At 37.5% G+C, this 23,135-nt stretch carries 20 protein-coding genes; 15 read left to right on the plus strand and 5 right to left on the minus strand.

Annotated elements, in window-relative coordinates; genetic code table 11:
• The first annotated feature begins 105 nt into the window (after window positions 1-105).
• The 12 genes from KO561_RS04670 to KO561_RS04725 all read left to right on the plus strand — a co-directional run bounded on the left by KO561_RS04670 (window position 106) and on the right by KO561_RS04725 (window position 14,339).
• Window positions 106-1,410: an MDR family MFS transporter gene (locus tag KO561_RS04670; protein ID WP_231095977.1), complete on the plus strand. Its 1,305-nt coding sequence runs from the start codon at window positions 106-108 to the stop codon at window positions 1,408-1,410.
• A 111-nt stretch (window positions 1,411-1,521) separates the two neighbouring features.
• On the plus strand, window positions 1,522-2,172 hold the full coding sequence (locus tag KO561_RS04675) for an SDR family oxidoreductase (protein ID WP_231095978.1): 651 nt from the start codon (window positions 1,522-1,524) through the stop codon (window positions 2,170-2,172).
• Between the two features lie 154 nt (window positions 2,173-2,326).
• Entirely contained in the window at window positions 2,327-2,488 is a 162-nt protein-coding gene (locus KO561_RS04680; protein WP_231095979.1) for a hypothetical protein, read from the plus strand.
• Window positions 2,481-2,795, plus strand: coding sequence for a type II toxin-antitoxin system PemK/MazF family toxin (locus KO561_RS04685; RefSeq protein ID WP_231095980.1), 315 nt, complete (start codon window positions 2,481-2,483; stop codon window positions 2,793-2,795). The genes KO561_RS04680 and KO561_RS04685 overlap by 8 nt, the downstream gene beginning before the upstream one ends.
• 89 nt (window positions 2,796-2,884) lie before the next feature.
• Window positions 2,885-3,664, plus strand: a complete 780-nt coding sequence (locus KO561_RS04690) for a class I SAM-dependent methyltransferase (protein WP_231095981.1) — start codon at window positions 2,885-2,887, stop codon at window positions 3,662-3,664.
• Between the two features lie 169 nt (window positions 3,665-3,833).
• Window positions 3,834-4,784 carry an alpha/beta hydrolase gene (locus KO561_RS04695; protein ID WP_231097040.1) on the plus strand — a complete coding sequence of 317 codons (951 nt, stop codon included), beginning with the start codon at window positions 3,834-3,836 and terminating at the stop codon, window positions 4,782-4,784.
• 149 nt (window positions 4,785-4,933) lie between these two features.
• The gene (locus tag KO561_RS04700; protein WP_231095982.1) at window positions 4,934-5,191 is read left to right on the plus strand and encodes a hypothetical protein; all 258 of its coding nucleotides are present in this window, start codon (window positions 4,934-4,936) and stop codon (window positions 5,189-5,191) included.
• A 689-nt stretch (window positions 5,192-5,880) separates the two neighbouring features.
• Window positions 5,881-7,359 carry a TIGR02677 family protein gene (locus tag KO561_RS04705; protein WP_231095983.1) on the plus strand — a complete coding sequence of 493 codons (1,479 nt, stop codon included), beginning with the start codon at window positions 5,881-5,883 and terminating at the stop codon, window positions 7,357-7,359.
• A complete protein-coding gene (locus KO561_RS04710) occupies window positions 7,359-8,519 on the plus strand; it encodes a TIGR02678 family protein (RefSeq protein WP_231095984.1) in 1,161 nt (386 codons plus the stop codon). The genes KO561_RS04705 and KO561_RS04710 overlap by 1 nt, the downstream gene beginning before the upstream one ends.
• The gene (locus KO561_RS04715; RefSeq protein WP_231095985.1) at window positions 8,516-12,646 is read left to right on the plus strand and encodes a TIGR02680 family protein; all 4,131 of its coding nucleotides are present in this window, start codon (window positions 8,516-8,518) and stop codon (window positions 12,644-12,646) included. The genes KO561_RS04710 and KO561_RS04715 overlap by 4 nt, the downstream gene beginning before the upstream one ends.
• Before the next feature lie 10 nt (window positions 12,647-12,656).
• The gene (locus KO561_RS04720; protein ID WP_231095986.1) at window positions 12,657-13,946 is read left to right on the plus strand and encodes a TIGR02679 family protein; all 1,290 of its coding nucleotides are present in this window, start codon (window positions 12,657-12,659) and stop codon (window positions 13,944-13,946) included.
• Between the two features lie 99 nt (window positions 13,947-14,045).
• A complete protein-coding gene (locus KO561_RS04725) occupies window positions 14,046-14,339 on the plus strand; it encodes a hypothetical protein (protein WP_231095987.1) in 294 nt (97 codons plus the stop codon).
• Window positions 14,340-14,418: 79 nt separating this feature from the next.
• Here the strand turns inward: KO561_RS04725 and KO561_RS04730 are convergent, their stop codons facing one another.
• From KO561_RS04730 to KO561_RS04740, 3 genes are read right to left on the minus strand one after another with little or no spacing between them, the layout of a single operon-like run.
• Entirely contained in the window at window positions 14,419-15,153 is a 735-nt protein-coding gene (locus KO561_RS04730; RefSeq protein WP_231095988.1) for a glucose 1-dehydrogenase, read from the minus strand.
• 25 nt (window positions 15,154-15,178) lie between these two features.
• On the minus strand, window positions 15,179-15,634 hold the full coding sequence (locus KO561_RS04735) for a MarR family winged helix-turn-helix transcriptional regulator (protein ID WP_231095989.1): 456 nt from the start codon (window positions 15,632-15,634) through the stop codon (window positions 15,179-15,181).
• 26 nt (window positions 15,635-15,660) lie between these two features.
• Window positions 15,661-16,416: an SDR family NAD(P)-dependent oxidoreductase gene (locus tag KO561_RS04740; protein WP_231095990.1), complete on the minus strand. Its 756-nt coding sequence runs from the start codon at window positions 16,414-16,416 to the stop codon at window positions 15,661-15,663.
• A gap of 111 nt (window positions 16,417-16,527) precedes the next feature.
• On the opposite strand from KO561_RS04740, the gene KO561_RS04745 reads away from it, so the two are divergent.
• Window positions 16,528-16,707 (plus strand): hypothetical protein, encoded by a 180-nt coding sequence (locus tag KO561_RS04745; RefSeq protein WP_231095991.1) that lies wholly within the window; start codon window positions 16,528-16,530, stop codon window positions 16,705-16,707.
• 332 nt (window positions 16,708-17,039) lie between these two features.
• Here KO561_RS04745 and KO561_RS04750 read toward each other — a convergent pair whose 3' ends face one another.
• Window positions 17,040-17,219, minus strand: a complete 180-nt coding sequence (locus tag KO561_RS04750) for a hypothetical protein (RefSeq protein ID WP_231095992.1) — start codon at window positions 17,217-17,219, stop codon at window positions 17,040-17,042.
• On the minus strand, window positions 17,185-18,495 hold the full coding sequence (locus KO561_RS04755; RefSeq protein ID WP_331000858.1) for a helix-turn-helix domain-containing protein: 1,311 nt from the start codon (window positions 18,493-18,495) through the stop codon (window positions 17,185-17,187). The genes KO561_RS04750 and KO561_RS04755 overlap by 35 nt, the downstream gene beginning before the upstream one ends.
• Window positions 18,496-18,938: 443 nt before the next feature.
• Here KO561_RS04755 and KO561_RS04760 point away from each other — a divergent pair, with 443 nt between their 5' ends.
• Window positions 18,939-21,587 carry a putative bifunctional diguanylate cyclase/phosphodiesterase gene (locus KO561_RS04760; RefSeq protein ID WP_231095994.1) on the plus strand — a complete coding sequence of 883 codons (2,649 nt, stop codon included), beginning with the start codon at window positions 18,939-18,941 and terminating at the stop codon, window positions 21,585-21,587.
• Between the two features lie 119 nt (window positions 21,588-21,706).
• Window positions 21,707-23,037 (plus strand): IS3 family transposase gene (locus tag KO561_RS04765; RefSeq protein ID WP_231095995.1). Its coding sequence is split into 2 segments (ribosomal slippage): window positions 21,707-22,088 and window positions 22,088-23,037, totalling 1,332 coding nucleotides; the frame shifts between segments, so codons are not numbered across the junction.
• Window positions 23,038-23,135: the final 98 nt, after the last annotated feature.

The raw sequence follows: 23,135 nt of genomic DNA on the forward strand, positions 1-23,135 counted from the left end.
AACCTTATATGATGGTAATCGTTAGGAACTATTGGTTTAGGTAACAGGATGGGAGAAATTTTAGTACTTAGACCCTAGATAAAGAAAAGAGGGGGAGCATTACATATGCGTTTTAGAGATTTTCATCCGAATATTAAGTTGAGAATTATATTTGGATTTTTTAGTGAAATCATTGGGAGTATGATTTTTCCGTTTATGGCGATTTACTTTGCTGTCCACTTTGGGGAAAAATTAACGGGAATTTTATTGATCGTGAACATTATTGTAGGTGCCTTAGTTGGATTTTATGGAGGCTATTTATCAGACATCATGGGACGGAAAAAGCTGATGGTCATTGCGGAAGTGTTGAGGGCTGCGTCCTTAATCGTTATGACACTTGCGAACTCTCCATGGTTTGAATCGCCAACCTTAACATTCTTTATGTTCTTGGTAGGAAGTATTTGTTGGGGAATTGAAGGACCGGCAACCGATGCGATGCTAATTGATGTTAGTAAACCGCAAGAACGGAAGCTTATGTATGCGATTATGTACTGGTCAGGAAACCTTTCTATTGCATTAGGGGGAGCGGTTGGTGCGTTCTTATTTGAAGACTTTTTATTCTATTTATTAATTGGCATGACTATCATGTCTGTTGTCTTAGCATTTGTCTTAATCTTCTTCATAGAGGAAAGCTTCTTTCCAGAACAAGCAGCAAAACAACAAGAGAAGACCGGTAAGTTTCAAGTATTTACGGATATCCTAAAAAGCTATAAAACGGTTGCAACGGACAAAGTATTTATCTTGTTTGTGATTGCAGGTTTATTTATTCAATCGCTAGAATTTCAATTAACGAACTATATTGCGGTAAGGCTCCATGAAGATATGCCAATCCAGGATGTATTTCGTTGGTCGATTGATGGGTTACAGATGACAGGTATATTAAGAACGGAAAACACAGTGCTTGTTGTAATCTTTGCAGCACTGGTTACAAAGTTGATTCATAAGTATAAAGATAAACACATCTTTCTCATTTCGGTCGTTTTGTTTACGATTGGATATACGGCCATTAGTTATTTTGATAACATATGGATTCTTTTCGCAGCGATGATTATTGCAACCATCGGGGAACTTATGAGAGTTCCAGTTCAACAAAGTTATATGGCTGCAATCCCACCGGATGATAAAAGAAGCAGTTACATGGCGGTCAATGCTTTTACCTATCAAGGGTCTATGATTCTAGCTTCGCTTTCTGTAACATTAGGAGCCTATCTTTCTAAAGAAATGATGAGCATGTTCTTATTATTAACTGGAATAATAGGATTTGTCCTCATTAATCGAATCATTCCTAGTCTAGAGCAAAGGGTTCGGAATCAGGGAGAAGCGGAAGAAGGTAAAGGTTCTGTTCTAAGTGATCAAGCTATAGAGTCATAACCTATTCGTTTGTATAGGAAGGAAGTTGGAAGCCCAATCCGATTAATGGACATTGGGCTTCCTTTCCGTTTAGGATAAATATGTAAAGAATAGGAGAAAGGGTGGAAACCATTGAAAATTCTTGTTGTTGGAGCAAACGGACAAATTGGAAAACATCTCGTAAAGTTCATTCAAGATAGTGGAAGCCATACTGCAAGAGCCATGATTCGTAAGCAGGAGCAAGCTGCTTACTTTGAGGAATTAGGTGCAGAGACAGCCCTTGTTGATTTGGAAGGCGAAATAGAAGAAATTGCAAAAGCAGCGGAAGGTATAGACGCTATTGTATTCACCGCCGGTTCTGGACCACATACGGGGAAAGATAAGACGATTATGATTGACTTAGATGGTGCAGTAAAAACGATTGAAGCGGCTAAAGTTGCAGGTGTGAAGCGGTTTATTATGGTAAGTTCATTTGATACTACACGTGAAGCTATACAAGAAGCGCCTGAATCTTTTGCACCGTACGTAGCAGCGAAGCACTATGCCGATGAATGGTTGAAAGATACAAATTTGGATTATACCATCGTACACCCTGGAGGCTTGACCAATGATTCAGGAACAGGAAAGGTGCAAGCTGCTGTTGAAGTAGAAAGAGGAATGGTTCCTCGAGTGGATGTTGCGGAGGTTATTTTTGGTTGTTTAGAAAATGACTCTACTATTGGGAAGGAATTTCAAGTGGTGTCTGGTTCTACTCCTATTGAAGAGGCAGTTAAGCAGTTGTAACTCAAGTTTCATATAAATAACAACATATACTACCCAAAAAGGAGACAGGCAATTTTGCTTTTTGTCTCTTTTTTGGGGATTTTCAGTGTTTTAGAAGTGAGGTTACTTGTTGTATAATAAACATATTCAGAATTAATTAATAGAGGTGGTTTTAATGACTGCTGAGGAAATGCTAAAAGCTATAGAAGATATGGAAAATGGTGAACGAATTAAGTTATTAAATAAATTGTTTGACGACTATTTTGATAGTAGGCCCCCTAAAGAACAAATCTTAAAAGAGAAAGAAGAAATGTTCTGGGGAAAAGAAGATGAATAAGTATGGTAAACGGGGAGAAGTTTGGATTTCTGAGCTAAATGGGAAGCGAAGACCTGTTGTTATTGTTAGTAATGACGTTGTAATTGTAGAGTTAGATCACCTAATTGCAACTGTAACAAGTAAACGAGCTAGAAATCAGTTTGATGTTGTAGTTGAATTTTGGAAAGAAGCCGGTTTAGAAAAACCTTCTATTGTAAGGTGTTCAAAGTTAAACACATTGCATTATAGAGAATTACTGTTTAAAATAGGAAAACTTCAAGAAAGTGATTTGAAGAAAGTATTATCTACAATAAGAGAATACTTTTAAATAATTGTAATATGGGACAATTAAAAAACTGCCTTTTTCCTCAATATGAACAGGAGAAAGGCAGTTTTGTATCAAAAGGAGAAGTATCCATGAAAATGTTCCATCAAGCAAAGGAATCAGTCAGAGAGCAATTCTCAAAGAATGCCGTGAAATACATAACAAGTGAATCACATGCAAAAGGAAAGGATCTACAACTTCTATTAGACTGGGCAAATCCGCAAGACAATTGGATAGCGTTAGATATTGCGACAGGTGGAGGTCATGTGGCCAAAACAGTTGCCCCACATGTGAATGGAATCTATGCCACAGACCTAACAGTGGCCATGCTAGAAAATACAGCTAACCACTTAGCGTCCAAACATCCGAACATGGATTTTATCATTGCGGATGCAGAGGAGCTTCCTTTTTTAAAAGACTCTTTTGATTTGGTCACTTGTCGGATAGCCCCACATCATTTCCCAAACCCAGAAGCATTTGTAAAAGAGGTAGCACGAGTGTTAAAGAAGAATGGGAAATTTCTATTGATTGATAACGTTGCTCCAGAGGATGCGGAGCTTGCTGAATATGTGAATATGTTTGAGAAACTAAGAGATGAAAGCCATGTGAAATGTCTTTCGATACAAGAGTGGAAGGAATTATTCAAACAGGTGGGTCTAGTTGAAATAAGGTCAGAAAGTAGAAAAAAGAAGTTAAACTATTCCTCCTGGTTAGAGCGGATGGTTAAGGATGAAGACCAAGCAGAAAAAGTGAAGCGGTATATGTTGAACGGAAGTCCACGTCAGCGAGATTATTTTCAAGTGCGAGTGACTGAAGGTACTATCCAATCGGCTAAAATTGATGAGTGGATGGTACTTTGTGAAAAGAGATAGTATTGCAAGTCCCCGGACCATGAGTTACGGGGACTTTTGAATTGTAAAATAAGGAAACGATAAATTTTGAGAAGTGCCCTCATAGGTAAATGAACATGGTAAAATATATTCATGTCTTTAATAAGGCAAAAGGGTCAATAAAGTAGGAGAGAGTTAAATGAAAAAGAAAATGATTATAATTTTAACCATCATGGTAGTTCTGATAGGAATTGCTTATGGAGGTGTCGGCAATTATTTTTATAATTATGCGTTAAAAGCAAACGATGAAAAAGAGTTTTTAGAGGGGAATCCTCATTTACAGGAAAGTGAGGCTGTAATGGCTAGTGTAGCCGAAGCGGCCGAAAAGGCGGATAACCAATTTGAGCTAGAACATCCACCATCTGCTATGTCGATTGTTTCCAATGATGACCTCAAGTTGAAGCTACATGCAGATGTCTATGAAAATGAAGAAGAAAGTTCGAAATGGGCGATTGTGGCACATGGATACACAGGTGAAGCAGCTGATATGACAAGATATGTTCGCCATTTTTATGAACAAGGGTTTCATGTGATTGCACCTGATTTGCGTGGGCATGGGAAGAGTGAAGGAGATTATATTGGAATGGGCTGGCATGACCGGATGGACATGATGCAATGGATTGATGAAATCATTCAAAAAGATCCGAATGCAGAAATCGCATTGTTTGGTGTATCCATGGGTGGTGCTACTGTTATGATGACCTCGGGTGAGAACCTTCCTTCCAATGTTAAGGTCATTGTAGAAGACTGTGGGTACGCTACTGTTAGTGACGTATTTATTTATCAGTTGAAGGATTTGTTCGGATTACCTGAGTTTCCGGTCATGCAGGCTGCCAATACGGTTACCAAGATGCGTGCGGGGTATGATTTGTATGAAGCTTCTGCAGTCAAGCAGGTCGCAAGAAGCAAGACCCCTATGCTATTTATCCATGGTGATGCAGATACGTTTGTGCCATATGAAATGTTAAATGAAGTGTATGAGGCAGCTAATGTGGATAAAGAAAAGCTTGTGATAGAAGGAGCGGGGCACGGGGATGCAGAGAAGGTTGATCCAGAGCTTTATTGGGATACGGTCTGGGGGTTTGTTGGGAAGTATATGTAGTTGTATTTAGGAAATGGAATTGAGCTTTGGATTACAATGTGTAATCATATTTAACTAATTAAGCGAGAAGTCCCCTTCAAAATCTATGATTTAGTGGGAGTAGTTCACGCAACAGAATCTATTATGTATAAAAAATAAAGAGGTGTAGCATGGTACCAATTTCAGTAGATAAGTTTGTAAATGAAACGGTAAAGAATAACAAGGATGTTAATAGAAAAGAGATAAAGAAAAATATTCTTGCAGCAGTTGAAAGAAAAAAGAAGGGTGCTGGCTGCATTCAATGTGACCAACCGATATGGGCACTCGGGTCTGGTGTAACTGGAATAGACATGTGTTTTTCTTGTACCACTGGTGAAGCAGACCAATCAGAGGACTATGAGATAGACGTTGTATGTTATAACCGTTAATAGTAGTTAAAATGGTCAGTGCTATGATCTTATTAGTATCGACTTTATTGTTATGATTACCTCCTGACTTAACAAACTGATTAAAAGCAGGTGCATATGATAAAGCACGATAAGGAATTAGAAAAAATTCTTTCTCAGCTCTTCGGATAATTAGAGAGGATTTTAGAAAACTATAAACTAAGCAAGATCAAAAAGATTGAAATAACATAAATAATCCATTTACATTAATCGAAGGGTTAAGTAGATAACGAGATCAGAGTTTGTTGATATAAGGAAAACTCTATGCTTGAAAAATGTTTGTAGCTTAAAGGTAGAAGAGTTGAATCCATACTACAAGACAAGATTTACAGTATCTACTTAATCTTTATCTTAAGTTAGATAAAGAGTGTTTTGGATTATTATAAAGATTGCTTGTAATGGTGGGTGTACAGGAGCATCATTCGGACCTCAACCACAAGATCATCAAGTGACCCTAGACTAACTTTCCCCATCATCAAATAATATAGTGATGGTTTTTTCTGATTTCCCCCCTGTTGAATTACCATTCCATGATATCAGACAATCTTTTACGTTCCTCCATTTTGCCAAAATTTCCACCTTCCAGGTAGTTAGACTAATATTCTAGAAAAAGATAGAATAATAGAAAAGAATGTCGCTAGCAGATGAAAATAAATAAGCAGGTGAAAAGTATGTTCAAGCGTGTCAAAGAGGCAACTTATTTAACGGCAGAAAAGGCATGGAGCTACCGTGCTATTTTGCGTTATTTTTATATACAACATGAGAGAATGAGAGAATTTCTCTTTCCAGAAGAAATCTATGAACATCTGATGCAATTTAATGAGTTTAGTGGTTATACCGAAGAGGCACTGCATCTAGATCTAGACGCACTAGTGAAATGGGGCAACTTAATTGCTAGGCAGGAATTGGGTAAATCAAGAACGGTCGAAGAGTTTAAGAAGAAACGTTTTCGTTACCAATGTACACCTTATACGGTAGAATTTGAGCGGATGTTGATGGAGCTCGAGGGGATGGGGGAAACCTTTGGTGGCTCCTTAGAGCGAACGCAGTTTGAACGCTTATACCAATCCCTAATAAAATTAGAAGAAATAGTTTTAGGGGAAAAACACGAGGATGATGAAGAGTGTGCGCAGGTATGGGAGGATGTTCTTTCATACTTCCGTCAAATCACACAAAATACGTCCGATTATATTGCTTACATAAATAGTGAGGAAGTCGAAGATAGGATGCAAACAGAAGCGTTCCTTGTTTATAAGGATCAATTCACAACCTATCTAAGAGATTTCATTATCGCCTTGCAAGGAACTGCTTTACAAATCCAGGACTTATTATTAGGCATATCAAGGAAACAACTTCTCGGGTACTTTGAACAGGTGATTCGCCATAATAAGCAAGCGTTTCGTTTTGAGGAGGAAAAAGAGAAAGATCCATATGAAGAATTTCAAGAAAAGTGGTTAAGCATAAAAGCGTGGTTTCTTGGTAATGAGCACGGTGAAAGTGAATATGAGATGTTGCAACATCGAACGAATGAGTCGATACGTCGGATTACGAGAGTCGTCCAACGTCTGGGAGAACGGCATCAGCACTTTCGTAGTCGTAAGAAGGATTATCTTCATCTTGCAAAGTGGTTTGATTCTATGGATTCCTTGGAAGAAGCACATGAACTATCATCTGTTGCGTTTGGTGTATTTCATACACGTCACTTTCATATTGATCACACTCCAACAGACGATATTTATGCGGATGTATGGGATGAACGACCAATGGAACACGAGACGAAGCCAATTGTTCGGAATTATCGAGAGAAGACACGACCAGGTGCTGTAACTAGCAACAAGGAAAAGAAGGAAGAAATGAAGCGAATCTATTTGGAGCAAAAGCAGCGAGAAAAAAGGCTCATTGAGCAATATATTCAAGGCAATGAAATAACGATTGAGAAATTACCTATGGTAGAAACACATGTAAGGAAGTTGTTACTTTCATGGATTGGGAAAGCAATGGCGCGCAAGGATCGTACGATTAAAACAGAGCTAGGCAAAAGAGTACGCGTCATTTTAAGCGACCAAAGAGTCATGCTACAGGCAGAAGACGGGATGCTAGAAATGCCTAATGCTACTTTTCAGTTTCTTGAAGAGGAGGTAACCGTTTAATGGACCAAGCAGGATTTGACGAAAAAACGCAGGAAGCCTTGGGGATTCTGTTCGAGCAGTTTTGGGTGCTTCGTGCAGAAGATCCTTCAGCCTATCAGCTCATCCGGGAGAGAGAGAAAGGGTTAAAACGCTATGTTTCAGAAAAGTTTGGCTTTGATTTAATTGTTCATCAGCACTTTATTAAACTCGAGAAAATTCCAGTCGACCCGAAAGGATGGATGGGAATACAAGACTTTACGACTATTCAAGACTATGCAATTTTTTGTTGTGGACTTGCTTTTACGGAACAGAAGTCCGTTGATGAGCAGTTTCTCCTATCTGATATTACAGAGGATATACAAGATATATATCCTGGTGACTTTCCGTTGGATTGGACAAACTATGAGCATCGAAAGTCACTCGTTCGAGCTCTTAGGAAAATGGTGGATTTGCATATTGTTAAAGCTGTAGATGGTAATATTGACCTATTTGCGAATAATGAGGAACAAGAGGTGTTGTATGAAGTAACAGTTTATGCCCGCTACTTCATGCGTTCCTATCCGGATGACTTGTTCCGATTTGAAACGACTAGGGAAATTTTGGACAGCGAGTGGCAAAGACATCAAGCAGATGCAAGAAGAAAAAGAGTGTACCGGAAACTGATGTTTTCACCAGTTGTTTATCGTGAAAGCGAAGATGATCAAGATTTTGCTTATATACGTAATTTCCGTAATCGATTGCGTGATGACTTGGAGGAACATACGCCGTTTCAATTGGAAGTATTTAAAAATGCTGCTTTACTAGTGATGCCAGACCGAAGACAGCGATATACATTATTTCCTGACCAAAAAGCAATTATGAATATCGCTCTTCATTTACAGTCGTATCTTAGGGAACATATAGATGGATATTCTATTAGTTCAATGGGGGAGATCAAGCTAACTTCAGTGGAATTTGCCCAATTAATAGAAACGATTAAAGGGTTATATGGACATGGTTGGAGTAAAAGATATCGTGACATGTCCTATGGGGCAGTTGCGGAGGAGCTTTTGCATCTATATAAGGAATGGGAAATGGCCCTTGTTGAAGAAGACACGGGCATGCTTGTTTTAAAACCAGTAATTGCTCGTATGGTTGGACATTATCCAAGCGATTACCAAGACGGGGGTGAAGGTCAATGAATAAATGGAAAATGAATAGTGCAGGTCTGTTGAATTTCTGGTACTACGATGAGGAAACTTTTACCTTTTCAGATGGAAAGTTATTGCTTCGAGGAAGTAATGGTTCAGGGAAATCTGTAACGATGCAAAGCTTTTTACCCGTACTATTAGATGGAAAAACATCACCGGATAGGTTAGATCCATTTGGTTCGAAAGCAAGACGGATGGAAGATTATTTGCTAGGTGAAAAGGACATCGTCAACCGGGATGAGCGAACAGGTTACTTGTTTTTAGAATTCAAACGCCAAGGGACAGACCAATACATAACGATTGGGATTGGTCTGCAAGCAAAACGGAATAAGCAAATGAAGTTCTGGGGATTTGTCGTTACAGATAACCAAAGAATTGGACATGACATAAAACTATATAAAATTGAAAACAACGCTGGAGAAAAACAGAAGATTCCCTTATCCCGAGTCGAACTAGAAAATCTGATTGGTGATGGTGGGCATGTCGTTCAGACAAAAACGGAGTATATGAAGCTTGTTAATAAGTATTTATTTGGGTTTGAAACAGTTGAAGCTTATGAAGATTTGATTAAATTGTTAATTCAGTTAAGAAGTCCTAAGCTCTCTAAAGATTTTCGACCAACGGTTATTTATGAGATATTGGAAGCAGCCTTACCACCATTGTCTGATGAAGACCTTCGCCATTTGTCTGATACGATTGAACAAATGGATCAGACCAAACAACAGATTGAACAATTAGACAGAGAAGCTACTGCGATTTCAAGTCTAAATCAAGTCTATCATACGTATAATCAAAGAATTTTGGCTGATCACGCAGATGAATATGTCGGTGCGAGTAAACGTCTAGCCAAAGAGCAAAAGGAATATAAGCAATGGACGGAAAAACTAACCCGATTAGACCAAGAAATTGACCAGTTAAATGAGGAGATTAGAGATTTAAGCTTGAAGCAAGTTACGAATAAAAAACAAGAGGAACGATTGAAATCTCACAAGGTTTGGAATCTTGAAAAAGAACTTCGAGATGAGAAAGAAAAGTTACAGAGTGAATCTGAAGTGCTAAGAAGGAAAACTGGCCATCTGCAGGATCGTAGAGAAAAAGAAAACAAGTTAAGGATCGATAAGAATCAGCTAGAAGAGTTAGCTGGTGAACGAAAAGAAGAAATGGAGGACAAGCTACTGGATATGACAAATGATGTGGAGGATTCGTCATTTGTGGAAGCTCACGAATTAAATAAGCAAGATTTTGAACGTCATATCCAAGAACGTTTTGATTTTAGTGTATGGAAGAAAGAAACAGACCACCATATCTCGAATTTAGAAAAAATCGAAGAAGAATTACGGAAATTTGATCAATTAAAAGCTAAATATCAAGAAAAAGATAAGGTATTAGCGGATGAAAAAAAGGTACTAGATGAAATAACGTATCAGGAACAGGAATGGACCCGCTTATTTGAGGAGGATAAGGAACAAAAATTAAATGAAATCCATACATGGCTCAGGGATTCGGAGTGGCTGACTATTCAAGGTGAAGCCTTGCAAGAGACATCCCGATCCATCCATTCCCTATATGAACCGACTAGTTATGAATCCGTGAAAGAGCCATTTCGGCAAGCTATTCTAGAGTTTGAACGCAACCAAGGGCAGTTACTATCAGAGATGAATTTTAAACGAGATAATTTGGTCAGGGAGATAGAAAGAAAAGAAACTGAACTACAGGAATGGAATAATAAAAAAGATCCTGAGCCGATTACAGATTCATTAACTAAAGAAGCAAGACAACAATTGGACGCAAATGCTGTTCCGTATATCCCTTTTTATGCAGCTGTTGAGTTTCAAGACCATGTTGATCTGGATGTTCGAAAGAGGATTGAATCTGCCATAATGGATAGTGGTATGTTGGATGCTCTCATTATGGAATCCAATCTTAAGATAGAGCACGATCGAATCTTAATCCCTGCTCCAAATATGATGGCTTACACGTTAGCAGATTATTTAAAGCCGGATCTCGGTCCAGACCATAATATTTCGGCAAGTCTAGTAGACGAAGTGTTAAGAAGTATTATCATTGGGGAAGAGGAGAGTTCAACGTTCTCAATAAGTGACCAAGGTCATTATCAAATTGGCTTATTAAAAGGGCACGCCTTGCCAGTAAATGATGTTCGATATATTGGTCGTAGTGCAAGAAGAAGATTTAGGGAAGAGCAAATAGCGCTTATTCAGGGTGAGATAGAGGCGTTATATGGAGAAAAACAGTTGGTGACAAATGAAATACGAAGAATTGAATCGACTATTTCTCAGGCGAAATTAAGATTTGAGCGGTTTCCAAATGATCTGGATTTACAAGAAGTTTTTCGTGATATTAAAGATGCTAGGGTCAAAATAAACATTCATAAATCCCGTGTACAACATCTATCTGAGGAATTAAAAGACATCCACACGAATTACACACAAGTGAAGAGTCTGATTGATGAGCAAACAAGAAAATATAATTTGGAAGTAAGTCTTATTTCGTACCAAAAGGCTACTTCAGTCGCAAAACGGTATGAAAAAGATTTGTCTGATCTAGAGAAAGAACACATTCAATATGTGAATGATGTAAAGCGAAAAGAAGAGATTTTAGGGAGAATAGATGAGATAGAGCAGGATATGATTGAGATTCAAGGAGAAATAAATATTTCTCGAGACCTTGTGGAGGGCTTGAAGCAAAATATTCAACGGATTGAGCAACAATTGGAACAGCAAGGTGTTGGGGACATTCGTAAACAAATATATGACGTTCAACAAGCTCTGAAGGAAATAGATGTTGCGCTAGAAGAGAAAAAAACCACGAAGCCACGAAAGGAAACAGAGCAAGAGCATGTGAACCATGATATAGGAGCAAAGGATATTCTAGTTCACTTTTGGACGAACATGAAAGAAACATGGGAAGACTCTTTCAAACAGGAAGTGCTTCGAGGATTTGTGGAACAGGAAAAGCAAAAAGAAATTCATGAGATTGCTGAGGATGTTCTTAAGGAATATGGGCATTTAATCAGAGAAAAAGACCGAAGTAAACTTGCCTCACAGCTGACACAGGAATTTTACAAACAGCAGAGTGACTTAATGGAATACCGTGCCACTAGTTTTAATGCACCTTTCACGTCTCCTACTTGGATGAATGAGGTTGTTGAGGAAGAACAGAAGCCACATATTGAAAAGTGGAAACAAAAGATGTCTCGTCAATTGATTGAACTAAATTACCAAGGGAAACAGGTGAGTCCTTATACGGTTCAGCAACAGATTGATCTGGAACAGGCTCGTCAGGAAAGCTTTTTGGATGAACAAGATCAGGCGTTGTATGAAGAAATCTTATTTAATTCCGTTGGTCAAAAGCTACGAGCCCGAATTCGTCGTGCTGAACAGTGGGTCGGTAAAATGAAAAGCCTTATGGAGTCAAGGGACACATCATCTGGGCTGTCGTTCTCCATTAAGTGGAAGCCTCGGACAGCAGATTCAGAAACCGAGATGGATACGGTTGATTTGGTGCATTTATTAAGGCAGGATCCCAAGCTTTTAAAAGAAGAGGATTTAGAAAAGATTACGGTTCATTTCCGTTCCAAAATAGCTAAGGCCAAAGAAATGATGGGTGAAAGCAGTGAATTACAAACATTACTTCAAGTATTAAAAGAAGTACTGGATTATCGTAAGTGGTTTTCTTTTATCCTTTATTTCCAACGGGAAGGGGAAAAGAAACGTGAGCTTACCAATAATCAATTCTATAAATTTAGCGGTGGGGAGAAAGCGATGGCCATGTACATCCCACTATTTACAGCTTGCTATTCTCGTTATTCAGAAGCAGATAACCAAGCACCTTACATTATTTCTTTAGATGAAGCCTTCGCTGGTGTAGATGAAAATAATATTAGGGAAATGTTTGAGATTGTTGAACAGTTAGGGTTTGACTATATCATGAACTCACAGGTGCTTTGGGGTGACTATGATACAATCAGTGAATTATCGATTAGTGAGTTAATCCGACCGAAAAACGCAGATTTTGTTAGCGTTATTCGTTACCATTGGGATGGAAATAAAATGGATTTAGAAGTTCCAACCGAAATAGAAGATGAGACATTGGTTTGAAGGTGAGAGAATGTTGGATGAAGCATTGAAGTACTTTCGCGGCGATACAGGTTATCGCCGATTATTTTCTTTATTCAAGCAAAAGTATGAGTCACTAGGACGAATTGGTGGAACGGTTAAAATAGAGCACTTTACTGAGGATGAACACATTACTGTTGCTCGCTTTTATGCGACAACTGTAAGTGACTTAAAACAAAAGGGAAAGGTATCGTTGGAGAGCTTTGAACAAAAGTTACATTCTACCCGGTTTGCTGGCATAAGTTTAAAGGAATTGCTAGAGGCGTATTTTAAGGAGCCACTTGTTTCTAACATGGAAAGGAAGAGGCTAAAAGATCATAAACAAGAACAATTTTTCACCCAATTGGAAAGTAATTTCCCAAGGCTCACGTTCTGGATAGATTACCTTAAAAATAAAACACGTGATACGTATTGGATTTATCGGTTAATGGAAGAATCTCCGGAAAGCTTTAAGGATAAGGTCTATCATCTAGATAGTGCGTTTAACCTTTTGCCAGCAAGTTTGGAACGTTTACCAATGTTTAGTCAGAGGATTACTCGTAACCCTCATGCCTTTGATCTAAATAGAAATTTAGGAAAGCTGTTGATTCACTTGTTGTCTGTGGACCATTATCATAGTGATTCCATCGTGATTCCGACGGATAGTGAAGGGGTTAATGAATTACTCTTAACGTATGGAATCTTACGTGATGATATTACAAATTATGTGACCTGTGCTAATTTGCTAGCCGAAACTGAAGATGGTTCTCATCTGATGTGGGAAGCTGCTGCAAGCACACATAGTGTCCTAAACGCACCTCTAAGAGAATTGGTGGACTTAACAAGGATTTATCCTAGTGGAGAGCAAAAAGTGATTTGGGTAGTTGAGAATTCTGGTGTATATTCAAGCATTCTAGATAAGATACCAAAGGCGCCCTTAATCTGTACGCAAGGGCAGTTTAAATTAGCTGCGCTTCTGTTGATTGATTTACTGGTGAAGGAAGGATGTGTACTGTACTATGCAGGAGACCTTGACCCAGAGGGTTTAAGCATGGCGGAAAGGTTATTGCAGAGACATTCAGGGCATATCTGTTTATGGAAAATGGATGTAGCTTCCTATCGAAAATCGGAGGCCGATATTGTATTATCTGTTGAAAGATTAAACAAATTAGATTCCATCACAATACCGGAATTAGTACCAGTGGTAAAAGAATTGAGGAAGAGGAAACGAGCGGGTTATCAAGAGGCTTTAGTGGATGAGATGGTGGGAGAAATTAGGGAATCGATTAAAATAAATCGATAGTTGTGGCTTAGAAGTTTTTAAATTTTTTGCTTAGCAAAGAGTAGGATGGAGAGTTTCCGCAAATTATATGGGTATAAACCATAGGGAGGAATAACTTTTATGCCTATTCAAAATGATCACGAAATTCAACAATTATATGATTTATCTCAAAAATTAGAGCAGGCAGCTAACCAAGCGAAAAATAATGCGGATACCGAGGAAATACAACAGGTTCAACAGCAATTACGTGAGGTGCAAGATAAGATTCAAGACGCACGTGGAAAAGCACTTAATGGGAGCGGGACTTCCACAGAACCACTATTTGATGCCCAACTACGAGTAGAAGAATGTCAGCACCAAATGGAGAGAGCTCTGGTTAATTTGAATGCTCAGCAAGACAACGTTCAACCATAATTAAAATAATAGAACCCATCCCACAAGATAGTGGATAGGTTCTATTATTTATTTTACTAAATATAAAATGCCTCTGTTCTTACTGTGCAGTTAATCCTCCATCAACAACAAACTCAGAACCAGTGCTATAGCTCGATTCATCTGAAGCAAGATATAATACAAGATTTGAGACTTCCTCAGGTTTTGCAACTCTTTTATTAGGGATATGTTTGGCAAATTGTTCGATAGCGTCTTTCGAATCTTCTTGTACAATCATTGGCGTTTCAATAACTCCCGGGTGTACAGAATTTGCACGAATACCGTAATGAGCTAATCCTAGTGCAACTGCTTTGGTCATTCCTCTTACTGCAAACTTTGTATCGGTATAACCAATTGCTCCACCGACAAGTCCGTTAATAGAAGAGATGTTTACAATCGAACCACTGTTTGCTTTTTTCATGGATGGGATAACGGCCTTCATTCCTAGAAATACGGATACTTGATTAATGTCCACAATTCTTCTATATTCTTCTATCGATGTTTCTTCAATGGATTTATTCATACTTATGCCAGCATTGTTCACTAATACGTTAACTGGGCCAAATGCGTTTTCCGTTACAGAAACAACTTCATCCCAGTTATCTGCTTTTGTTACATCAAGCTTCATGAATTTCGCATTTTCTCCAAGTTCTTCAGCTAAGGCTTGTCCCTCTTGTTCCAGAATATCTGCAATCATTACCTTAGCGCCTTCGTTTACGAATAATCGAGCATGAGAGGCCCCCATTCCACGCGCTCCACCAGTAATAATGGCAACTTTATCTTTTAATCTGTCCATTTGTAATCCTCCTCATATGATCCATTTATGATTCTTTGTCCACGTCTTTCCTCTTTTTCTCTTGAACACCTTTTACTAGTTTTTCTTGAATCGATAAATATTGCTTAATTTCTTCTTCACTCAAGACTTCAAATATCTCGATAAACAATTCATTACCAATTGCTTGTGCTTCCGATAGTGCCTTTTCTCCAGCTGTTGTGATTTTCAACTGAATAGCACGGCGATCCTTTTCATCATACAACCGTTCAACTAGCCCTAATTGAACAAGCTTTGTAGCAATGTTCGTCATCGCACCTTTCGTATAGCCAACGGAATCAGCTAGTTCTACTTGCCTTTGTGGTCCTTTTGAGCTTAATTCAGCTAATACGAGAATCGGTGATATTCCAAGTGGATATTGAAATGCTTTCGTGAATTTTACAATGTTCTCGTTATTTATTTGTTGAATCGCGTGAATAAGTTTAAAAACATTTGTCTGTTTCAAATGGCAATCTCCTATAACCTTTAATTTTATCGAAGCATAATAGAGCCGCCATCGACCATGAGTGTTTGTCCAGTAATATATTGTGAATCATCAGAGGCGAGGAATACAGCAACACTGCCGATATCTTTTTCTACATCACCGAAACGTCCCAATGGAATTTTGCTCTTTACCGCTTCATAATATTCTGGCTGTGCTTTTGCCCACGCCTCCACACCAGGAGAATTTGCGATTGGGCTAATTAGATTTACATTAATACCGAATTTGCCCCATTCATTTGCTGCTACACGTGAAATTCCGCGAATGGCTTCTTTTGCAGCCGCGTATGCAGCTTGTGTTTCGTGACCTTCTAATCCTGCACCGGATGCAAAGTTAATTACATTCCCTTTTGTCTCTTTTAAGTATGGAAGTGCAGCTTTCATTAAATAGAAGGTTGGATAAAAACCGGTACCAAACGATAGATCTAAGTCGGCTTGTGTTGTGTCTTCGATTGTTGTTTGTTTAGACGCATGTGCGTTATTTACGAGTACATCCAATTTACCGTATTTTTCAACTACCGTTGTAACGATTTGTCCTAGATTTTCTCGATCCATTAAATCAGCTTGGAGAAACATGGATTTTGGAGAGAAAGCCTGCAATTCCTCCTCCATGGCTTTACCGGTTTCTTCATTAACGTCAACAATGGTGACTATTGCTCCTTCTTTCACCACGGCTTTTGCCATACCGCTACCAATTCCACCAGCACCGCCAGTAATAATGATTACTTTATCTTGTAATTTACCCAATTCATTCACCCCTCTTTAAAATAGTTTAGGGTAGTAGGAGCGCTCATGATGTAGAAGTTATTAATTATATTGGATATGCTCCGTATTTAAAGGAAGTGGAGGAGATTATCAATGAAAGTGAAGCTAAATGATATTTTAGAAGGAATGGAGCTTAAAACGGAACAAACCAATCCCTTTCTTAATCTTGAAACAGGGGGGGTGGTTTTTGTTTCTCGTGACACACTATTAATTGCGGAAGTTCAGGAGGACTATGATCATTTACCTGGTTGGCAGCAAGATGAAGTGAAGTAGCCTATGATATTTTTGACAGTAGCCTTTCAGCGTTTTAAAGACGATCTCGAACGCTTCGGAATTTTGCATCATGGTATGACTACCTTGATAATGAGTATAAGGAAATAGCTAGGGATTTTTGTGAAAGTCATAATGTTGATTATATAGACTGAGGAACTTTTACCGTGTTTATGTATATGGAAGAAGAGGAGGGACCATCTTATTTGAGGAATGAAAAAAAACACAATTGGGAGCGGCACCCTTACCAAAACATACTTTGATCAAAAAGTTCAAAGACATGAGGTTGTTCCCATGTCTTTGAAAAATGACACAATAGTACTGAATATTATTATCTATTTTAATCCTCCAACTTCTTCATCTTCTAGTGGATGTATTTCCTCATCGGCATCTACATTGACAACCACTTTAAGGCCACCAACTTCTTCATCTTCAGCAAACACATTTTGATTTGAACCTGAAAAAATTATAGCTGCACAACTAAACGCTAATAGGATTCTTATCGTTCTTTTCATTTTCATTCACCTCTCCTAACAAATGAATAGTTTTGTAAAAATAATTAGAAGCCTTTTTATATTTTCCGTTGTTGTTGTAAAAGACTCCTAACTTTATAAAGCATGATTTTAAATAGAAGTGATCTCTTATGGCTAGGAAATATTTACACAAACGATCTAAATTGTTCTCGTACATTTCTTCATCGTTAGTCAGTAAATAGTAATCTAAAAATGAGTATAGAAGTTTATGTTCGTCTTCTTTACTTCTAATAAGCATACTGGCTTTTTCAAATATAGATAGTGATGTTTCAATCTGTTTGTCCAGAAGGTAACAATGGATTAGTTCGCAGTATGCATTAAGAATGTTTGTGTCTTGATTCTTTTCTTTTGTTTCTAATGCTTTTTTAAAGCTTGTAATGGCGGTTCCAATATCATTATTGTCCCTAGCCACTAAACCTTTGTTATGATAAACAAAAGCAAGAAGATCTGTGAAATTTTCTTTTTCAGATATGGAACATGCAACTTGTAGTGCTTCTTGCGCTTTATCTTGTTGCTTTATCCTTCTGTAAAGAGCACCTAAAAGATTATAGGATAATGCTATATCGTATTCTTGTTCAAGGTTTTCGTAATATTCGATGGATTCCAGAGTGAGAGCTATCGCGTTATGATACCTTTCCAGCTTCCTTAAAATCATAGAAGTATTGTATGTTACAGCTGCTTTAACGCGGATGTCATCTGTAATGTCTTTCAACTTGGAAAAATAGGTTAATGATGAATCATATAGTGAGTAATGAAAATTTAAAGTGCCGTAGAAATAATAATATGCACGTTTTAGGTATTCGGGCATTTCGTTCTCATCAATATCTTGAAGATATACTTTTAAATACGTCTCTTCCATTTTCTCAACTGGACTAAATTGATTGGTTTTTAATAAATATGTTGATTTCAATAATAAGAAGTACACTTCTGATTTTGGAGATAAGAGATAGTCATAATAATTTTCATCGATAAGTTCAATTAGGGATTTTGCTGCTTCTATATTCAAGATCACGTTCGTGAATAGTTCATTTAAAAGGTAAAATAATTCTTTATCTTCGATGTCATAGCTTAGCAAAAACTTCCCTGGTAATTTTAATCTGGTGGAAATTGCAATAAGGAAACTTTGACTAGGTTTAGTAATATTATTCTCGACATTACTTAGTCTTGAAGTTGAAACGAGCCCATTACATAAATCAGACATCAACATACCCCTTTTTAATCTTTCCGCACGTATCCTCCTACCTATATATATTTGAATCCACCCCCTCCATTTATGCCTTCTATTCCAAAATAACTATAATTACTATATTTTACAAATTGAATGGGTTTTCAGACTTGCTATAGATTATTGGGTATTTATAACTAAAAAAAGATAAAAAGTCGCATACAAGATGTGTTAGTAAGAAAATATTAGTTGCTGAGAGTAGTGATTTCACGAAAATCAAAGTTATTTAGGACTAAATAATTATTTTTCAAGCACAAAGCTGCAGGTAATGAATAGCCTACAGTCTGATGAAATGTCTCTTCTAGTTCCCTGTCTTCAAAATGTCACTAGTTAATTCTCGATTACATATAGGATAAGGTGGATTACCAACTTATCCTTCTAACAAATTTGTTACCTAAAGCATACAGTATATGCTAAAATCAAACATATATTGACAAAAAATGAAGCGGTAGTTGCATTAGATTAGGATGGTAAATATGCTTGGGTTCAACAAGATAGTTCATCGTATAAATAAAGAAGTATTTCTTTTTTTGGCCTTAATGGGGTTAACTTTTTTAACTGTTGGACTTCCCATTAACTTCATGTACGGGATTACAATTAGTTTTACAAGTGTTTTTTTATTTTTAGTATTAAGGTTATTTGGGCTTCGTTGGGCCATGTTAGTTGCGGTTCTAACCTTTGTCTTTATTCCTCAGGATTTTACGAATATCGTGTACCATGGCATTCTATTGTTGGAGATTTTTTTTGTAGGACTCTTTTTCTATAAGAGAAGGAGTGCAAAAATGTTCTTTGTGGATCTCTTATTCTGGGGAACAATTGGATGTATCGCGGTTCTATTATTCTATAGTTCGTTCCTATCCGGTAATTCTTTATATTTTCAAGTTTGTGAAGATATCATCAACGGGTTATTCAATGTATTTGTTGCGGATATGCTATTGGCATATGTCCCATTTTACAAAATGTTTAGCCATCAAAAGCTAAGCAAAAATAATATATCCGTTCATCAATTTTTATCGCACGTCACCTTAATGGCTATTTTTGTTCCATTTTTCTTAAGTGCTACAAGCAGTATGATGCAGGCAACCAATTTTATAACCTCCTATATCGAAGAAGTAACGGAAACTAGTATTAATCGGTTAGAGGAGCTTGCTCGTTTGGATTCTAATGACAGTAATGAAACCATAGCACAGCAGCTTCAAGGGATTATTAGTCGAAATGAGTCAGCTGGATATTCCTTTTATATTACGAACAAGGAAAACGATGTAATTGCTTCTAATACAGACGGCATCCCGCTAAATCAAGCATATGATGTAAAAGACGATTATGAAGTGGAGGCATTTTCAGCAAACATTTTAGCAGCTTTACCGAAGGGGGAAGAGTCATCCTCACAAGTGGAGAGATGGAGCAATGGACAGTTTATTTATGAAAAATCACTAGATTCCTCCTCTTTGAATGTCGTACTCGAGTTTCCTATTGCACCTTACCAAGGTATCGTTTTTCGTAGTTTCTTAAATCAATTAGTATATTCTCTTATCTTGGCCTTCTTCCTGTTTATTCTAGTTGGAACGGTCAGTCGTATTTTTATGAATAATCTACGTAAGCTAACGGTCGTAACAACTGGACTCCCTCAAAAACTTAAAAAGTTAGAGAACGTTCAGTGGCCACATAGTTATGTTGCAGAGCTTCGGACTTTAACCAGGAACTTGATGGTGATGGCAGACAAGATTAAAGAACTATTTCAAGATAGTCATACGATGAATGAAAAATTGACCGATCAAACGCATCAACTGAAGAAATCAGAAGATCAGCTACATCACTTGGCCTTTTATGATGCTTTAACACAGTTACCGAATCGGCTACACTTTCAGAATTACGTAAGAAATCTCATTAAGCAGGAGTCTACCAAATGTTTTGCAGTTATTTTTATAGATTTGAATCAATTTAAACAAATTAATGATACATTAGGACATGATGCCGGAGATACTTTGCTTCAACTGACTGCGGATAAACTTAAAAAATTGCATAGAGAACAAGAGAGAGAAATATTCCGGCTTGGTGGGGACGAGTTTGTTATTGTTCATAACGTTGAAAATGAGGATAAGGTGTCCAGTTCCTTATATGCTGTTTTTCAAGAATTTGCGAATCCTTTCTCCATGCAGGATCAAATGCTCTTTATTACTCCAAGTGTAGGCGTTAGTATGTATCCGAGGGATGGAGAGGACTTAGATACCCTTGTGAAGTATGCGGATATCGCTATGTATATTTCCAAGGAAAAGGGTGGAAATGTCGCTCAATTCTTTGATGAGTCGATGAGAAATAGATTTCAGGAGCAGCTAATTATTGAAAATGCACTTCGCCAAGTCGTTGATTGTGGGTGTGGTTTTGAACTATTTTATCAACCGAAAATGAAGTCAGATAGAATTACAGGGATGGAAGCATTACTTCGTTGGAACCATCCAGAATTGGGAGTTGTTCCTCCGTCCAGCTTTATTCCAGTCGCAGAGGAGATTGGGTTAATCCTACAAATTGATGAGTGGGCTCTATATCAAGCTTGTAAACAGAATAAACAATGGCAAGACCAAGGTTTACTAAAGGTACCTGTTTCCGTGAATATTTCTGCCAAGCATTTTCAACAGGATCTACTTGTTTCTTTAATTGAAAAGGTGTTAGCGGAATCCGGAATGGAGCCAAAGTATCTCAAGCTGGAAATCACGGAGAGTGTCTTTATTAAGGATCCTGAGCATGTCGCGATTGTTATAGAAAAACTGAAAAGCTTAGGTGTCCTAATTTCCATTGATGACTTTGGGAAAGGGTACTCCTCCTTAAATCATTTGTTGGAGCTGCCAATCGATGAAGTGAAGATTGATCGACTATTTGTAGAGGGAATTGATTTGGATCCGAAAAAAGGGTTGCTAGTAAATTCGATTCTAGATATTGCTAATGGACTTCACCTTAACATAGTGGCAGAAGGAGTCGAAACAGAATGGGAACAAGCAACTTTAGAAGAAATCGGGGACTTCGAACTTCAAGGATACTTGTTTAGTAGACCTGTTGATAAGGATGGGATGGAGAAATTTCTTTCTAAGAAGGTTTCTAGGCATAGCGAGTATTATAGTGAGAATTAGTTGGAAAAAAGCTTGAGAGATTTAAACTGTACCCTATAAGGTAGACACCTAAAAAAAAGTCTACCTATAGGGTACTTTTTTGTATAATTAAGAAAATATGGGGATTGGGGAAAGGTCAAATGAGTAAAAAGATATTTACAGAGAGAGAAATTAAGACACTATCAGCGAATCCATATGTAAAGTCTGTTGGTCCTAAGGGAATCACCTATACTGATGAATTTAAACGTCTCTTCATCATTGAAAATGAAAAGGGAAGGTTACCAAGACATATATTTGAAGAGAATGGATTTGATATTGATATTATTGGGATAGACCGTATTCGATCATCAGGGAAAAGGTGGCGTGCTGCATATAGACACAATGGAGTAGTTGGATTAAGAGATACTAGAAAAGGAAACTCTGGTAGACCAAGCTACAGGGAACATTCATTAGAAGAAAAATATGCACGGTTAGAAGTCGAAAATAATTTATTGAAAGCAGAAAACGAATTGTTAAAAAAGATGGACTTTGCCGAAAGGAGGCTGAAGAAGTAAAATTATCAGCTGAACAAAAATTCCTACTTGTTCACTTTGTTATCGAAAAATTTCAACTTAAAAATATGGTTAGCCATTTATGTGAAATAGCTGGGGTTTCACGTTCCGGATATTATAATTACTTCTCTTTACAATCAAGGGAACAAAGAGAAAAGCGAGATGCAGAAGATGAGATTGCAAAAGAGATTATCTTAAAGGCCTTTCACTTTAAAGGACGTAAAAAGGGTGCAAGACAAATTAAAATGACCCTAGAAGGCCACTATCATATCACCTACAACTTGAAAAGGATTAGAAGAATAATGAAAAAATATGAAATTGTCTGTCCAATCCGTAGAGCTAATCCGCACAAAAAGATGATTAAAGCTACACAAGAACACAGTGTCTTACCGAACTTATTAAACAGAGAATTTAAGCAAGATACCCCAGGTAAAGTATTACTCACAGATATTACGTATTTATATTATGGAAAGGGACAAAAAGCTTATTTATCTACCATTAAAGATGGATCAACTAATGAAATCTTGGCCTACCATGTGCTCGATCGAATTACCCTGGATCTAGCTACTGATACGTTAGTAAAACTTAAAAGGAATAAAAGAGTAAAGTTAGCGAAAGGTGCCTTTATTCACTCTGACCAAGGAGGGCACTATACTAGCCCTACTTTCCAGAAGCACGTCAAGAAGTTAGGTTTAGGTCAATCTATGTCTAGAAGAGGAAACTGTTGGGATAACGCTCCACAAGAGTCGTTTTTTGGGCATTTTAAGGATGAGGCATTCATCAAACCATGTGCAACCCTAGATGAGCTTAAAAGAGAGATTAAGAGTTATATGACTTACTACAACAATTATAGATATCAATGGGATTTAAAAAAGATGACCCCTGTACAGTACAGAGATCATCTTCTTAATGCTGCCTAGTCTTTTTTTAAATGTCCTTGACAAAGGGTACAGTTTAATTTGCTCAAGCTTTTTTTGTTCATTTGTTTTGAGGAATTAGACATAAAACTTCTTTTGTT

Source organism: Radiobacillus kanasensis, from assembly GCF_021049245.1.
Taxonomy (GTDB): domain Bacteria; phylum Bacillota; class Bacilli; order Bacillales; family Amphibacillaceae; genus Radiobacillus; species Radiobacillus kanasensis.

Excerpts from the sequence above, each read along its gene's own strand:
- KO561_RS04670 (WP_231095977.1), top strand. The coding sequence starts at position 106 with ATGCGTTTTAGAGATTTTCATCCGAATATTAAGTTGAGAATTATATTT.
- KO561_RS04680 (WP_231095979.1), top strand. The coding sequence starts at position 2,327 with ATGACTGCTGAGGAAATGCTAAAAGCTATAGAAGATATGGAAAATGGT.
- KO561_RS04685 (WP_231095980.1), top strand. The coding sequence starts at position 2,481 with ATGAATAAGTATGGTAAACGGGGAGAAGTTTGGATTTCTGAGCTAAAT.
- KO561_RS04690 (WP_231095981.1), top strand. The coding sequence starts at position 2,885 with ATGAAAATGTTCCATCAAGCAAAGGAATCAGTCAGAGAGCAATTCTCA.
- KO561_RS04695 (WP_231097040.1), top strand. The coding sequence starts at position 3,834 with ATGATTATAATTTTAACCATCATGGTAGTTCTGATAGGAATTGCTTAT.
- KO561_RS04700 (WP_231095982.1), top strand. The coding sequence starts at position 4,934 with ATGGTACCAATTTCAGTAGATAAGTTTGTAAATGAAACGGTAAAGAAT.
- KO561_RS04705 (WP_231095983.1), top strand. The coding sequence starts at position 5,881 with ATGTTCAAGCGTGTCAAAGAGGCAACTTATTTAACGGCAGAAAAGGCA.
- KO561_RS04710 (WP_231095984.1), top strand. The coding sequence starts at position 7,359 with ATGGACCAAGCAGGATTTGACGAAAAAACGCAGGAAGCCTTGGGGATT.
- KO561_RS04715 (WP_231095985.1), top strand. The coding sequence starts at position 8,516 with ATGAATAAATGGAAAATGAATAGTGCAGGTCTGTTGAATTTCTGGTAC.
- KO561_RS04720 (WP_231095986.1), top strand. The coding sequence starts at position 12,657 with ATGTTGGATGAAGCATTGAAGTACTTTCGCGGCGATACAGGTTATCGC.
- KO561_RS04725 (WP_231095987.1), top strand. The coding sequence starts at position 14,046 with ATGCCTATTCAAAATGATCACGAAATTCAACAATTATATGATTTATCT.
- KO561_RS04730 (WP_231095988.1), bottom strand. The coding sequence starts at position 15,153 with ATGGACAGATTAAAAGATAAAGTTGCCATTATTACTGGTGGAGCGCGT.
- KO561_RS04745 (WP_231095991.1), top strand. The coding sequence starts at position 16,528 with ATGAAAGTGAAGCTAAATGATATTTTAGAAGGAATGGAGCTTAAAACG.
- KO561_RS04750 (WP_231095992.1), bottom strand. The coding sequence starts at position 17,219 with ATGAAAAGAACGATAAGAATCCTATTAGCGTTTAGTTGTGCAGCTATA.
- KO561_RS04760 (WP_231095994.1), top strand. The coding sequence starts at position 18,939 with ATGCTTGGGTTCAACAAGATAGTTCATCGTATAAATAAAGAAGTATTT.